The sequence below is a fragment of the Erwinia sp. S38 genome (assembly GCF_016624545.1).
Taxonomy (GTDB): domain Bacteria; phylum Pseudomonadota; class Gammaproteobacteria; order Enterobacterales; family Enterobacteriaceae; genus Erwinia; species Erwinia coffeiphila.
Window position 1 is genome coordinate 31989 of the sequence record NZ_JACVTS010000002.1, and the last position, 14265, is coordinate 46253.

Annotated in this window: 17 protein-coding genes; 7 read left to right on the forward strand and 10 right to left on the reverse strand. The window is 58.5% G+C overall.

Annotated features, from left to right (window positions below):
* The first annotated feature begins 182 nt into the window (after window positions 1-182).
* A complete protein-coding gene (locus IBT46_RS02225) occupies window positions 183-1169 on the forward strand; it encodes a 2-hydroxyacid dehydrogenase (protein WP_200543647.1) in 987 nt (328 codons plus the stop codon).
* Between the two features lie 34 nt (window positions 1170-1203).
* Here the strand turns inward: IBT46_RS02225 and IBT46_RS02230 are convergent, their stop codons facing one another.
* On the reverse strand, window positions 1204-1470 hold the full coding sequence (locus IBT46_RS02230) for a DUF333 domain-containing protein (RefSeq protein ID WP_105594738.1): 267 nt from the start codon (window positions 1468-1470) through the stop codon (window positions 1204-1206).
* Window positions 1471-1656: 186 nt separating this feature from the next.
* Between IBT46_RS02230 and IBT46_RS02235 the strand changes: the two genes are divergently transcribed.
* Both IBT46_RS02235 and IBT46_RS02240 read left to right on the forward strand, forming a co-directional pair.
* Window positions 1657-2313 (forward strand): MgtC/SapB family protein, encoded by a 657-nt coding sequence (locus IBT46_RS02235; protein WP_105594677.1) that lies wholly within the window; start codon window positions 1657-1659, stop codon window positions 2311-2313.
* Window positions 2314-2415: 102 nt separating this feature from the next.
* Window positions 2416-2703: a putative quinol monooxygenase gene (locus tag IBT46_RS02240; protein WP_200543649.1), complete on the forward strand. Its 288-nt coding sequence runs from the start codon at window positions 2416-2418 to the stop codon at window positions 2701-2703.
* Window positions 2704-2779: 76 nt separating this feature from the next.
* Here IBT46_RS02240 and dbpA read toward each other — a convergent pair whose 3' ends face one another.
* Both dbpA and IBT46_RS02250 read right to left on the reverse strand, forming a co-directional pair.
* Window positions 2780-4159, reverse strand: a complete 1380-nt coding sequence (dbpA, locus tag IBT46_RS02245; RefSeq protein WP_200543650.1) for an ATP-dependent RNA helicase DbpA — start codon at window positions 4157-4159, stop codon at window positions 2780-2782.
* Entirely contained in the window at window positions 4113-4370 is a 258-nt protein-coding gene (locus IBT46_RS02250) for a hypothetical protein (RefSeq protein WP_200543652.1), read from the reverse strand. Before IBT46_RS02250 ends, dbpA begins: the two co-directional genes overlap by 47 nt.
* A gap of 52 nt (window positions 4371-4422) precedes the next feature.
* Between IBT46_RS02250 and ttcA the strand changes: the two genes are divergently transcribed.
* Together ttcA and IBT46_RS02260 are read left to right on the forward strand one after the other, a co-directional pair.
* The gene (gene ttcA, locus IBT46_RS02255; RefSeq protein ID WP_200543654.1) at window positions 4423-5352 is read left to right on the forward strand and encodes a tRNA 2-thiocytidine(32) synthetase TtcA; all 930 of its coding nucleotides are present in this window, start codon (window positions 4423-4425) and stop codon (window positions 5350-5352) included.
* Window positions 5353-5375: 23 nt separating this feature from the next.
* Window positions 5376-6071 carry a YafY family protein gene (locus IBT46_RS02260; protein ID WP_200543656.1) on the forward strand — a complete coding sequence of 232 codons (696 nt, stop codon included), beginning with the start codon at window positions 5376-5378 and terminating at the stop codon, window positions 6069-6071.
* Window positions 6072-6078: 7 nt separating this feature from the next.
* Here IBT46_RS02260 and IBT46_RS02265 read toward each other — a convergent pair whose 3' ends face one another.
* The gene (locus IBT46_RS02265) at window positions 6079-6225 is read right to left on the reverse strand and encodes a hypothetical protein (protein ID WP_200543658.1); all 147 of its coding nucleotides are present in this window, start codon (window positions 6223-6225) and stop codon (window positions 6079-6081) included.
* Window positions 6226-6500: 275 nt separating this feature from the next.
* Window positions 6501-7484 carry a zinc transporter ZntB gene (gene zntB, locus IBT46_RS02270; protein ID WP_200544342.1) on the reverse strand — a complete coding sequence of 328 codons (984 nt, stop codon included), beginning with the start codon at window positions 7482-7484 and terminating at the stop codon, window positions 6501-6503.
* 269 nt (window positions 7485-7753) lie between these two features.
* Between zntB and IBT46_RS02275 the strand changes: the two genes are divergently transcribed.
* Both IBT46_RS02275 and IBT46_RS02280 read left to right on the forward strand, forming a co-directional pair.
* Window positions 7754-9148, forward strand: coding sequence for an amidase (locus IBT46_RS02275; RefSeq protein WP_200543660.1), 1395 nt, complete (start codon window positions 7754-7756; stop codon window positions 9146-9148).
* A 112-nt stretch (window positions 9149-9260) separates the two neighbouring features.
* Window positions 9261-10208: a helix-turn-helix domain-containing protein gene (locus IBT46_RS02280; RefSeq protein ID WP_200543662.1), complete on the forward strand. Its 948-nt coding sequence runs from the start codon at window positions 9261-9263 to the stop codon at window positions 10206-10208.
* On the opposite strand, the gene IBT46_RS02285 is transcribed toward IBT46_RS02280, so the two are convergent.
* From IBT46_RS02285 to IBT46_RS02305, 5 genes are all read right to left on the reverse strand, one after another.
* Window positions 10209-10796, reverse strand: coding sequence for an ANTAR domain-containing response regulator (locus tag IBT46_RS02285; protein ID WP_200543664.1), 588 nt, complete (start codon window positions 10794-10796; stop codon window positions 10209-10211). It lies immediately after the preceding gene.
* A 148-nt stretch (window positions 10797-10944) separates the two neighbouring features.
* Window positions 10945-11649 carry an ABC transporter ATP-binding protein gene (locus IBT46_RS02290; protein ID WP_105594685.1) on the reverse strand — a complete coding sequence of 235 codons (705 nt, stop codon included), beginning with the start codon at window positions 11647-11649 and terminating at the stop codon, window positions 10945-10947.
* Window positions 11642-12367: an ATP-binding cassette domain-containing protein gene (locus IBT46_RS02295; RefSeq protein WP_200543666.1), complete on the reverse strand. Its 726-nt coding sequence runs from the start codon at window positions 12365-12367 to the stop codon at window positions 11642-11644. Before IBT46_RS02295 ends, IBT46_RS02290 begins: the two co-directional genes overlap by 8 nt.
* Window positions 12364-13395: a branched-chain amino acid ABC transporter permease gene (locus IBT46_RS02300; RefSeq protein ID WP_200543668.1), complete on the reverse strand. Its 1032-nt coding sequence runs from the start codon at window positions 13393-13395 to the stop codon at window positions 12364-12366. Before IBT46_RS02300 ends, IBT46_RS02295 begins: the two co-directional genes overlap by 4 nt.
* Window positions 13395-14264, reverse strand: coding sequence for a branched-chain amino acid ABC transporter permease (locus tag IBT46_RS02305; RefSeq protein WP_200543670.1), 870 nt, complete (start codon window positions 14262-14264; stop codon window positions 13395-13397). The genes IBT46_RS02300 and IBT46_RS02305 overlap by 1 nt, the downstream gene beginning before the upstream one ends.
* Between the last annotated feature and the right edge of the window lies 1 nt (window position 14265).

Here is a 14265-nt window from a genome sequence, read left to right on the forward strand (position 1 = left end):
CCTGTTCGGTCCGTGATTATCAACGAAATGATGGCACGGAATCGCTTCATCGTGAAGTTTTTCACCGTTTTACGGTGGATTCGATGCTTTTTGCAGCAGTAGCCACCATCAGGTTCTCGCTCGCTGAGAATAGTTGATAAACTGAAGCTATTCATTCTGCAGCGGTAAAAGGACCTATAACGATGAAACTTGCGGTGTACAGTACCAAACAGTATGACCGGAAATACCTGGAACAGGTGAATCAGGATTTCGGTTTCGAACTGGAATTTTTCGACTTCCTGCTGACCGAACGTACCGCGAAGAACGCCACGGGATGTGACGGCGTGTGTATTTTCGTCAACGACGACGGCAGCCGTAAGGTGCTGGAAGAGCTGGCGGAACTCGGGGTGAAGTTTATCGCGCTGCGCTGCGCCGGGTTTAACAACGTCGATCTTGATGCGGCCAAAGAGCTGGGAATGCAGGTGGTTCGCGTGCCGGCCTATTCGCCCGAAGCGGTGGCTGAGCATGCCGTAGGGATGATGATGACGCTGAACCGCCGCATTCACCGCGCGTATCAGCGCACCCGCGATGCCAACTTTTCGCTGGAAGGCCTGATCGGTTTTAACATGCATGGCCGTACCGCTGGCGTCATCGGCACCGGTAAGATCGGCATCGCCACCCTGCGCATCCTGAAGGGTTTCGGCATGCGCCTGCTGGTTTCCGATCCCTATCCTAATCCACTGGCGCTGGAGCTGGGTGCGGAATATGTGGATGTGAAAACGCTGTTTGCCCAGTCGGACGTGATCAGCCTGCACTGCCCGCTGACCCCGGAGAATCATCATTTGCTCAACGAGAGTGCCTTCGCTCAGATGAAAGATGGCGTGATGATTATTAATACCAGCCGCGGCGGCCTGATCGATTCGCAGGCAGCCATCGACGCGCTGAAAAAGCAGAAGATTGGCGCACTGGGGATGGATGTTTACGAGAACGAGCGGGATTTATTCTTTGAGGATAAGTCGAACGACGTGATTCAGGACGACGTTTTCCGCCGTCTGTCAGCCTGCCACAACGTGCTGTTTACCGGCCATCAGGCGTTTCTTACCGCCGAAGCGCTGACCAGCATCGCACAGACCACGCTGCAGAATCTGCGGCAGCTGGAAAAAGGCGAACCCTGCGCTAACCAGCTCTGACACCACCACCGCCCCCTGCTGCAACGCGGGGGGTTTAACGGGCGCAGGTGCCGTTAAGTAATGCACTTTCGCCGCAGCGACGGCCGTTCGCCAGCTGACACATCCCTACCGAAGATCCATCCAGCTGACGTGAAAGCGCCAGCGTTCCTCCTGCATTTTCACAATTACTCGCTGCCAGATCGGCCATTTGTACTCTTGCCGGGACGTGTGCGGCGGTTGCCTGCTGCGGCGGTTCGTTGTCGCTGCTACAGGCCGACAGCACCAGCGTTGCCGCTGCAAGCAAAAAAGTGGCTGCTTTCATTGTGTAAACTCCGATCGGTGAAGGGTCAAAGGCGCCAGCCAGCATATGCCAGGTTTTGCGACAGGTCGATAGCTGTCATCCAATTTTACAAAATCAAAATTGATAAAATATCAATACCCTCAGGTCTTAATTTACCATCAATAAGAAGAAATCAAGGAAAATCTCTAAAATACAGGAGGATAGAGAGTGGTCTTCGACTTATTACTGCGCATCGCGCTTGCCGGTGCGCTTGGCGGTCTGATCGGCATGGAGCGGCAGCTGCGATCCAAAGAAGCCGGGCTGCGCACCCACGTGCTGGTGGGGATTGGCAGCGCGATGTTTATGATCGTGTCTAAGTATGGCTTTAGCGATATCCTGGGAGCCTCGCATATTGAGCTGGACCCCAGCAGGATCGCTGCTCAGGTCGTCAGCGGCATGGGTTTCCTTGGTGCCGGTACTATCATCATTCAAAAACAGATGGTCAAGGGGCTGACCACCGCCGCCGGGCTGTGGGTCACGGCGGCTATCGGGCTGGTTGTCGGAAGCGGCATGTATGAGATCGGCATTTACGGCACCCTGCTGGCACTGGTGGTGCTGGAAACCTTCCGCCGCATCAGCTACCGATTTATCGGCCGTAATCTTACCCTGATCTTCCAGCTCAAGCCGAAAAGCGTGCCGCTGGTGCTGATTGCCCTACAGCGTCGGGAAGTACGCACCGGCAAAGTCATCCTCGCCCACCGCGACGCTGAAACCGGACTGTGTGAAATGATGGTGGATGTGACATTGTCACGAAAGGTGGTACCGGAAAAAATGTATGACGTACTGCTGGAGATAAACGGCGTACAGTCGCTGGAAATTCATTAGCCATAAATGCTCATGGCAAAAAAAGCCGAAACGGTTACTCTTACAGCCAGGCCTTTTTGTGTCTGGCCCTGCGCCAGCAACGTTTTTTAAATGGAGATTATAATGTCTGAGAAATCCGTACTGATTATCGCCACATTTTCGGCTAAGCCGGGCAAAGGCGATGCGCTGTTTGACGTGCTGAACCCCTGTGTGGCCCCGAGCCGCCTTGAGGCAGGCAACGTACATTACGATTTGTACCGTAGCGTTGAAAACCCGGATTCGTTCCTGTTCCACGAAACGTGGAAAAGTCATGCGGCTATCGAAGAACATGAAAAGCAGCCGCATTTCCTGAAACTGATTGCCGGCGTTGAATCCCTGCTCGCCGCGCCGCCGGTGATTACCAAAATTTAATCGCCCTTGCGATCGGATAAAAAACGGCCCCCGGATTTCACCCCGGGGGCCGTTTTATTTTGTGCGGCTGACGGCTTTACTTGACGATGCGGGCGCGGCAGGTTTTCCCTTTAATTTTCACCTGCGTAAGCTGCTGCATCACCTTGCGTACCAGCTCCTGGCGAATTGCCACGTAGGCCAGCGTAGGCGCGATATCAATTTTACCCACCTGATCGCCGCTCAGCCCGCCGTCACCGGTCAGCGCCCCCAGGATATCACCCGGACGGATCTTGGCTTTACGCCCGCCGTCGAGGCTGATGGTGGTCATCTCCGCGCGCAGCGGTTTTGGTGCCACGGACTTCAGCTCGCTGACGTTACGCCACGCCAGGCGCTGCTGCAGGAAATCTTCCAGCGCGTGGGCGCGCTGCATTTCATCCGGCGCAACGAAGCTGACCGCACAGCCCTCTGCGCCTGCGCGGGCAGTACGACCAATGCGGTGGACGTGAACTTCCGGATCGAACGACAGCTGGTAGTTCACTACCATCGCCAGCGATTTGATATCCAGCCCGCGCGCCGCAACGTCGGTCGCCACCAGCACCCGGCAGCTGCCGTTGGCAAAGCGCACCAGAACGCGATCGCGCTCGGCCTGTTCCAGATCGCCGTGCAGCGCCAGCGCGCTGATCTGCGCATCTCCCAGCGAGGCAGCAATGTCATCACATTCGCGTTTAGTGTTGCAGAACACCACGCAGGAGGCGGGCTGGCGGTCGCTGAGCAGGCCGATCAGCGCGCTCATTTTCTCACGCGCGCTGGCTTCATAGAAAGTCTGCTCAATGGAGGGCAGATCGGAAACGTCGCCGGTTTCCACCGTCAGCGGATCGCGCTGCACGCGCTGACTGATGCGGGCGATGTCCTCAGGCCAGGTAGCGGAGAACAGCAGCGTCTGGCGCTGCTGAGGGCAGTAGCTGATTATCGCGTCGATATCATCGCGGAAGCCCATCTCCAGCATCCGGTCGGCCTCGTCCAGCACCAGCGTAGCCACGCCGTCCAGCTTCAGGGTTTCACGCTTGAGGTGCTCCAGGATACGCCCCGGCGTACCGACGACCACATGCGGTGCATGCAGTAGCGAATCGCGCTGCGCGTTCATCGGCTGGCCACCGCACAGCGTCAGGATTTTGATATTGGCGGTAAAACGCGCCAGCCGGCGCAGCTCTTTCGACACCTGATCGGCCAGTTCACGGGTCGGGCACAGCACCAGCGACTGAGTGACATACTGGCTGACGTCCAGCCGGTGCATCACACCCAGACCAAACGCAGCCGTTTTGCCGCTGCCGGTTTTCGCCTGCGCGCGTACGTCACGCCCTTCCAGGATCGCCGGCAGCGATGCGGCCTGTACCGGCGTCATGGCCAGATAGCCAAGTTCATTAAGGTTTTCAATCTGGCTGGCGGGCAGCAGGTTCAGGGTAGAAAAAGCAGTCACGGGTATAATCTCTGATAAATCGGGCGGGAATTTTGCCGCTGATTGTAGCAGATAATCCGCTGGAAACGTTACTTTCAGGGGCAAGGCTGCGCAGCGGCAGGGTTTGAGGCTTCGCACAGTTATTATTGCGTAAAGTTTGTACAATACACATGTAAAACAAGCTGGCATTCGTCGCCGGAATCCGTACCATAGCACGCCAGTCAGTTTTCATGCCGGGCCTGCCGATGTTCTCGCCCACTTCTGCAATACGAGATAGCTAATAAATGCAACCGAATCCGGAAACCAGTAAAAAAGAGCAATACAACCTCAACAAGCTGCAGAAGCGTCTGCGCCGTAACGTCGGTCAGGCGATTGCTGACTTTAATATGATCGAAGAGGGTGACCGGATTATGGTGTGCCTTTCCGGCGGCAAGGACAGCTACACCATGCTGGAAATTCTGCGCAACCTGCAGCAGAGCGCGCCGGTTTCCTTCTCGCTGGTGGCGGTGAACCTCGATCAAAAGCAGCCGGGTTTCCCGGGGCATATTCTGCCGGAATATCTGGAAGCCCAGGGCGTGGAATATAAGATCGTCGAAGAAGACACTTACGCCATCGTTAAAGATAAGATCCCGGAAGGCAAAACCACCTGCTCGCTCTGCTCCCGTCTGCGCCGCGGCATTCTGTACCGCACGGCAACCGAGCTGGGCTGCACTAAGATCGCGCTGGGACATCACCGTGACGATATCGTGCAGACGCTGTTCCTCAATATGTTCTACGGCGGGAAGATGAAAGGCATGCCGCCGAAGCTGATGAGCGACGACGGTAAGCACATCGTGATCCGCCCGCTGGCCTACTGCCGCGAGAAGGACATTGAGCGTTTTGCCATCGCCCGCGAATATCCGATTATTCCGTGCAACCTGTGCGGTTCGCAGCCTAACCTGCAGCGTCAGGTGATTGGCGATATGCTGCGCGACTGGGATAAACGCTATCCTGGCCGCATCGAAACCCTGTTCAGCGCCATGCAGAACGTGGTGCCTTCGCATCTTGCTGATACCGAACTGTTCGACTTCAAAGGCATCGTCCACGGCAGCGAAGTTATTGGCGGTGGCGATCTGGCATTCGATCGCGAAACCCTGCCGATGCAGCCCGCCGGCTGGCAGCCGGAAGATGAAGACGACGCGCCCGTGCGTCTTAATGTCCTTCAGGTAGGCTAAGCTCACCGTTTCACGGAGGAAGTGTGTCGCGATCGCAACGTCTGCTGGATCTGCTGCAGCTACTGCGCAATCACCGCTTCCCCGTTCCCGGCGCTCAGCTCGCTGCCACGCTCGGTATCAGCCTGCGTACGCTTTACCGTGATATCGCCACGCTGCAACAGCAGGGAGCGGATATCGCCGGAGAGCCGGGTATGGGCTACGTGTTAAAACCCGGCTTCACCCTGCCCCCGCTGATGTTCAGCGAAGAGGAGATTGAAGCGCTGGTGCTCGGCTCGCGCTGGGTTGCCAGCCGCACCGACACCGGGCTGAGCCAGTCGGCCAAAAGCGCCTTGAGCAAAATCGCCGCCGTGCTTCCCACCGAGCTGCGCCACAGTCTGGACAGCAACGGCCTGATGGCCGCCCCCTCTGCCAGTCCGCTGGTTGAAAACGTCGATTTTGTCGCCATCCGGCGGGCGATCAGGCAGGAGCTGACGGCGACCCTCACCTATCGCGACGGCAGGGATTGCTCCACCCGGCGCGTGATCTGGCCGTTTCTGCTGGGCTATTTCGATAACCTGCATATTCTCGGCGCGTGGTGCGAGCTGCGCGGCGACTTCCGCCATTTCCGCACCGACCGTATTATCTCCCTGGAATTGAACGCAACCCGCTATCCACGCCGCCGTGCCGTGCTGATCAAGCAGTGGCGCGAGCAGCAGTTCCCGGACAGGCCCGCTCAATAGTCAGACGTTAATAATGCGCAGGTGGATCGATAATCGGATCGGGGTCGACCGGCGGCGGATCGGGCATGGGCTGCGGCGTGGGTATCGGCCCGGGAACGGGTACGGGATCGCTCAGTGGTTCAGAACCGCGAATAGCATCAGGCTGCTTAGTCATTTTGCTGTCCCCTCTGTTTTCAACGCGTGAACGTTAAGCGTAGGACATCCTGGCGAGCTGGCAAACGGGCAAAAAAAAGCCGGCTCGGAGCCGGCGTCGTACGAATTAAATGTGCTATGCATTAATTCTAAAAATGAAGTAAGACAATTATGGAGCGCAACGCCCATCGCTTGACGTTGCATTCACCTGCGAGAGAGAGTTTGCCCTTAACACCGTCGCCAGTTATTGACGTCGATCAGTTTTAAACGCCTTTACCCCACAATAATTTGCCCTCTTCACAACCATTTACGCCGCTTTAACCACCACGCAACGCCCAGCACCAGGACAGCTAACAACAGGCAGAACAGGCCAAAGCCAAAACGCCAGCTGCCGCCCGGAATACCACCAAGGTTGACGCCGAACAGCCCGGTCAGGAAGGTGGTCGGCAGGAACACCACCGCCATCAGCGACATGGTATAGGTGCGGCGGTTCATCGCCTCGGCCATCACCGAGCTGATTTCATCGGACAGCACCCCGGTCCTCGCCACGCTGGCATCCAGATCGTCCAGCCCACGCCCCAGTCGGTCGGCAATATCCTGCATACGACGGCGGTCATCATCGCTCATCCACGGCAGCCGCTCGCTGGCCAGCCGCGAGAACACATCCCGCTGTGGCGCCATATAGCGGCGCATAATAATCAATTGTTTACGAATTAAAGCCAGCTCACCGCGCGGCGGCACCTGCTGGTCGACAACGGCATCCTCCAGCTCGATGATTTTATCGTGCAGATCCTCAATAAACTCGCTGGTGTGGTCGGTCAGGGAGTCGCAAACGTCCACCAGCCAGCTGCCGCCGTTATGCGGACCGTTGCCGTTTTGCAGGTCGGTCAGCACTTCATCGATGGCAAATACCTTGCGCCGCCGGGTTGAAACAATCAACCGGTCGTTGATAAACACCCGGATCACCACCAGCTGGTCGGGCCGCGATTCGCTGTTCAGATTGACGCTGCGCAGGGTGATCATCGTACCGTCACCCAGACGGCTGACGCGCGGCCGCATACTGTCACCGCCGAGCGCATCGCGCACGTTGTCCGGCAGCAGCGGCGTGGTGGTCAACCATTCGGCGCTTTCGGGATGGGTGTAATTCAGGTGCAACCAGCATGGATGGTCACACGTGAGGACTTCACTGTCGGCAATCGGGATCATCCCGCCGTGGCCATCCAGCTGACACGAGATAATCGCATCCGATACCTGTAAGGATTTACCTGCTATAGCGTCCACCTTTTTCCCCGCTTTCAACATAATCAATACGATACAGTCTAGCGTGCGGACCAGCAGTTGCAAAATGTTGCACGCAGAGACAATGGTTAGAAAACGTGACTGCGGCAATGTCTTCCGCGACCCGACGCGACCCGCCTTCGCCGCGCTGGCACTTCTGGCACACCCTCTGTCCGCCATAGCATAGCCAGCTTTGTCGCCCTGATTTACGTTGGTGATCAGCATATTGTCTGCTTTCGCAGGCATCATTCCCTTCAGGAGACCAGCCCACGATGAAAAACCTGCATTATAAAAGCTTGCTGGAAACAGGCCGACTGATTCAGTCGAAAGAGATTGCTTCCGTTGAAGTGACCACCGTTCTGCTGGATCGCATTGCCTCGCTGGATGCCGATTTTCACAGCTATTTTTACGTGATGCGCGACAGTGCCCTGCAACAGGCGGCAGAAGCCGACCAGGAAATCGCGCAGGGGATCATCCGCGGCCCGCTGCACGGCGTGCCCATCGCGCTGAAGGATCTGATCTGGACCAAAGATGCCCCTACCAGCCACGGCATGCTGATCCACCAGTCGCATTATCCCACGGAGGATTCCTCCATCGTCACGCGCTTCCGCGCCGCCGGGGCGGTGATCCTCGGCAAACTAAAACAAACCGAAAGCGCCTTTGCCGATCATCACCCGGAAGTTGTTCGCCCGGTTAACCCGTGGGGTTCCGCGCTGTGGACCGGCGTCTCTTCCAGCGGTTCCGGCGTTGCCACTGCGGCCGGGCTGTGCTTTGGCGCTATTGGCACCGATACCGGCGGCTCGATCCGCTTCCCCTCCAATGCCAACGGTCTGACCGGTATTAAGCCAACCTGGGGGCGCGTCACCCGCCACGGTGCTTTCGAGCTGGCGGCCTCCCTCGATCATATCGGCCCGATGGCGCGATCCGCCGCCGATGCCGCGGCCATGCTGCAGACGATCGCCGGTCGCGATGAGCAGGACCCCACCTCCAGCATCGAGCCGGTGCCCGATTACCTTGCCCTGATGACAAGCGGTATAGGCAAAATGCGCATCGGTCTGGATAAAAACTGGGCGCTGGAAAAAGTGGATGAAGATACCCGCCGGGTGCTGCAGGAGGCGATCGCCACCCTGAGCAAGCTGGGTGCGACCTTCGTGGATATCACCATGCCGGACACCGAGCAGGCGGCCGAAGAGTGGAGCCCGCTGTGTGCGGTGGAAACGGCCTTCGCGCATCAGCAGACCTACCCCTCGCAAAAAGAGCAATACGGGCCAGGACTGGCGGGCCTGCTGGATCTCGGCCACAGCGTCACCGCCCTGGAATTCCAGCAGTTACTGCTGAACCGCGCGGCGCTGCGCGGCACGATTTCTGCCCTGTTCGGCCAGGTTGACCTGATTATCGCCCCGGCCACCGCCTATGCCGGATTAACCTGGGACACCATGACCCGCTTTGGTACCGATAAGGCACTGTTTAATGGCGTGCTGCGCTATACCAGTGCATTCGACTCCAGCGGCCATCCGACCATTACGCTGCCCGGCGGCAAAACCGCCGCCGGTGCGCCGGTTGGCTTCCAGCTGGTTGCCGCGCATTTTGATGAAGTCAGTATGATTCAGGCGGCCTGGGCCTATCAGCAGGTCACCGACTGGCATCAGCAGCACCCCGCGCTGTAACCCCCATCCTTTACCGCCCCTGCGTCAGGGGCGGTTCTCCGGCAGGAATGGTCTGGAGTTTGCATGTTTTCTGCTGATTTCACCTTTTACGCCACGTCCGGGGGATCTGACGATGAGAGAAAATTTCACCACGGAGCATTTAGAGAACCGGCACCGCTTCGACGCCTGGCGAGATGCCGTCTGTTCTCGCCTGATCAAGGCAGAGGCAAAGCAGGTGCAGGCGGGCATGTTTTCCGGCCGCTTCAGCTACGGCATGCTGGGCCAGTTCGACATCGCCAATCACGTCTCGCAGGCGTCGATGATGTGGCAGAGGACGCCCGAATGCATTCGCCGCCACCCGAACCCCGATTTTTATCTCGGCTATATTTGCGAAGGCAGCGGCCGTCTGCGGCAAAATAATAATGAAACGCAGGTCAGCGCCGGGGATATGGTGATCTACGACGCCAGCTCGCCGTTCCATTTCGCCATGGAAAACGTGTCGATGAACATCATCCATCTGCCGCGCCATCTGATTGAAAAAGAAGCCCCGGCGATTGCGGCGATGTCCGGGACCTCGCTGGATCTCTCCCGACCGGGCATGGTCGCGCTCAGGCATATGATTGATGAGGCCTTCCGTTTTAATGCCGCCGAAGAAGGCAGCTGCCTGACCGAGCAGTTCGCCAATACGCTGTTTACCGTGATTTCCGTCGGCCTGAATCTGCAAAAAAGCGACGAGGGATTAAAACCCACCCTCTATTCCCGCGTGATGAGCTATATGCGCAAGCATTTACAGGATCACGATCTGTCCGTGGCGCAGATCGCCAACGCCCACCATGTTTCTCCGCGCACCCTCAGCCGGGTATTTGCGGCCAACGGCACCACGCCAATGAACTGCGTCTGGCACGAACGCCTGCTGGCCTGCCATAAAGCGCTGGCGGAAGGCAAAGCGCGAAACATCACCCAGGTGGCGCTCGATCACGGCTTCAGCGATATGTCCCATTTCAGCCTCGCCTTTCGCAAGGCCTTTGGCTATACGCCAAGCAGCCTGCTGCATCCGGCCAGCGGCCAGCCCGGCAGCTGATTACTTTTGCAGACTATTGAGCACCCGTTCCGCAGTGAATTCCAGGCTGCTGCGGGTGTTCATCGCCTCTTTACGCATAAATCCGTAGGCCCCCGACTCATCCAGCCCGAAAGTTTGCATCAGCACGCCTTTCGCCTGCGCCAGACTGTCCTGCCGAGCCCTGGCCTGCTGTTGCTTATGCAGTCGGTCTCGCAGCGTCTGCTGTTCCTGCGCCGCATGCAGCCTGGCTACGATCTGAATAATCAGCGAGAACGGGTCGGCCTCGCGCGCTGAAATCGCATCCGGCTCCAGCGTCAGCAGCAGCGGAAACAGCTGCCCGTCGTGGCAGTCGGCCAGGGCAAGCACCGGGGTCTGTACGCTGCGGTAGTGCCGGAACAGCGGTGCGACCGACGCCTGCTGGTGGCGATCGACGGCAATAATCGCCAGGTCAGCTTCAGGAGGAAGGCTCGCAGGGATCGGCCAGTCGTGCCGCACGTGGCAGCCAAGCTGGGTCAGCGAGGTACAAAAGGCCCGCATACCCTGGGTATGAGGATGGAAAAGATGCAGCCGAACGCCGGAAAGCGCGGCAAGTAAGGATTGCTCAATCATGAATCACCCTGTCTTGTCCGGGATAGTGATGCTTCACAATAAGCAACCCGACAGGCCAGCGCTTTGTTTGCTCTGCCTGCCGCTGTGTCGTTTGGGACAGCGGCAGGCTGCCGATCAGCCAGAAGGATGGCCACCGGCAGCAGCCGACTCAGGCATTAAACCCCAGATATTGTTCCGCTACCCGGGCGCTGGGCGTGGTTGCCGGGTCGATCTGGCGGACGATTTGCCCCTTTTCAATCACGTGAATACGATCGGAAAGCGCGTAGAGGAACTCGATGTCCTGCTCAACCAGGATAATCGAGATATCCATTTCATGGCGCAGCCGCTGGAGCGTGTCGATAATTTCTTCGCAGATATTCGGCTGTATCCCTTCCGTCGGTTCGTCCAGCAGCACCAGCTGCGGCCTGCCGCACAGGCAGCGGGCCAGCGCCAGCAGCTGCTGTTCACCGCCTGACAGTGCGCCGCCCGGCTGCGCCAGCAGCCGCTTCAGGCGCGGGAAAATATCCAGCATCTGCCCGATGATCTCTTCAGCCCGCGAGAACTGCTTAACGCATCCCATACGCAGGTTTTCCTCTACGGTCAGCTGCGGAAAGATTTGCCGCCCCTGCGGAACGAAGCCGATGCCCGCCGCCGCCCGCTGATGCGGCTGGTAGCCGGTGATATCGATACCGTTTAGCGCGATGGTGCCCTGCCAGGCGGGCAGCTCCCCCATGATGGTGCGCAGCAGCGTGGTTTTACCCATACCGTTGCGACCCAGCACGCCGGTAAAGGATTTGGCACCGATAAACAGTTCGGACAGGTGCAGCACCGGAATTTTATTGTAGCCGGAGACCGTTTGTTTCATTTCAAGCATGTTTAATCTCCAGATTGCCAAGGTAGGCTTCTTTGACGCGCGCATCCTGAGTAACCTGGCTGAAGGTGCCTTCAGCCAGTACCTCGCCCTGGTTAAATACCGTCACCTGCTGCGCGATCATGCCGATGAAATCCATATCGTGCTCAACCACCACCACCGTACTCTGCTGGTTAATCCGCTGGATCAGCGCGGCGGTTATACGCACTTCGTGGTGGGTCATTCCGGCGGCAGGCTCATCCAGCAGCACCAGCTGCGGGCGCGAAATCAGGATCATCCCCAGCTCCACCCACTGCCGCTGGCCGTGGGCCATTTCGGAGAGGATGTCATTCTGCCGATCGCTGAGGCCGATATCCTCCAGCACCCGATCGACTTCGCCCGCGACCGCCGCTTTATCCATCTTGTTCGCGGCGGCGAGCCACAGGTTTTCCGCCACGCTCAACCCTTCAAACACGCTGGGGACCTGAGTTTTGATGCCGATACCCAGCCGGGCGATTTCCCACGGCCGTTTACCGGAAATGACCCGATCGCGATAGCGGCACTCCCCGCGCGTGGGCGTCACCTGGCCGCTGAGCATTTTAAAAAAGGTGCTTTTCCCCGCGCCGTTAGGGCCGATCAGGCAGCGCAGTTCGCCCTCGTTCAGAGTGAAGTCCACGGCTTTTACCGCATGAACACCACCAAAGCTGACGCCCATTTGGTGCGTCTGAAGTAATACGGTCATGGTTTCACCTCTTTCACCTGTACGGAGGAAGCCGGCGCGGCAGGCCGACGCGTGCGCCGCCAGATCCGCTGCAGGCCGGGCAGAATGCCGCCGGGAATTAACAGCACGAACAGGGCGAGGATCACGCCAAGGACCAGATTGACATCAACCGTTTGCTGCGCGCCCAGCCGGGTCACCATCCACTGCAGCAGCATGCAGCTGATCACCGGGCCGAGCAGCGTTCCGCGACCGCCGACGATCACCCAGATAATGATCTGCGCTGACTGGCTGATGCTGAACACGCCGGGGCTGACAAACGCCCCCCAGTTAACGTACAGACACCCTGCCAGCCCAGCGACGGCGGCACCGATGGCAAAGGTCACCAGCTTGCGGGCCGGAACGTTATAGCCCAGCAGGCCCGCCCGCTGTTCGTTTTCGCGGATCGCGACCACCGTTTTGCCAAAGCGACTGAGCAGCACGAACTTCAGTAGCGCGTAGCACAGTGCCAGGCAGGCTGCGGTGACAATAAACAACGCTTCCGGGGACAAGATAGCGTCCGGCTGGAACGGGACGTTGAGCGTCGGCACCGAGGGAATGCCGTTAAAGCCGCCCAGCAGCGCCTCACCGATATGGTATTCACTGCCCGACGTGGAGTTGACCCAGTTGAACAGCACCAGGCTTACCGCCAGGGTGATCGCTCCCAGATAAACGTCGCTGACGCCGCCGTAAAAAATCACATAGCCCAGCAGCACGGAGAACAGCGTTGGCAACAGCACCGCCATCACCACAGCCCAGGTCGAATCCCCCCAGTTGATGGCGCAGACCGCATAGGTATAGGCCCCGATACCAAAGAACGCCGCCTGGCCAAAGCACAGAATGCCGCCGTATCCCCAGATAAAGGCCAGGCTTAGCGACAGCAGCCCCATCACCAGAAACACGGTGAGGGACAGCAGCGTGTAAAGCTCAATCACTCCCGACAGCCAGAACGCAGCCAGCACCACCAGCAGCGCGGTCACCACGATCTGTAGCTTTTCAGCAAGCATTTTCATTACAGCGATCTCCTGAAGAAACGACCGGTGATGCCCTGCGGCAACAGGCGCAGCAGCACAATGGCGCTGAGCAGCAGCGCTACGGCACCAAACACCGGCGTGGAGAGATAGGTCACCAGCTGCGAAATGGTGCCAAACAGCGTGGAAGAGGAGAGCGTACCGGCAATAATCGCGCTACCGCCGCCAATCACGGTGATAAAGGCTTTGGCGATAAAGCTGACGCCGATGGTTGGGATCACCCCGGTGATCGGTGCCAGCAGCGCGCCGCCCAGTCCCGAGAGTGCCGCGCCCAGCCCAAACGTCAGGCTGTAAATTTTGCCGGGGTTACTGCCCAGCGCGGCGGCCATTCGCGCGTTTTGCATGGTGGCTCGGGCGCAGAGCCCGAGGGTGGTAAACCGCAACAGCAGCCACAGGGCACCAATCAGGCACAGCGCGAAAAGAATGATAAACAGCGAATAGCCGCTGGTGGTGTAGCTGCCCACGCTCACCGCCGGCAGCGGTGCGCTGATCCCCAACGTCGTGTTACCAAACGCCATCGTCGCCGCGCCAATCAGCGCCAGGCTCAGCCCCCAGGTGGCCAGCATGGTATCGATCATCCGGCCATAAAGATGGCGGATGATAATGCGCTCGATGACGATACCGAAGATGCCCACCGTCAACGGAGCGACCACCAGCATGGACAGCCAGATTGGAACACCAAGGTGGTTGGTGGCCAGAATCGCGCTGTAGCCGCCGAGCATCATAAATTCGCCGTGGGCCATATTGACGATTTTCATCATGCCAAACACCACCGCCAGCCCCAGGCTCATCACCACCAGCACGGCAATGGCATTGAGAACTTCAATGCCGTAGATAATCAACAAATCCATA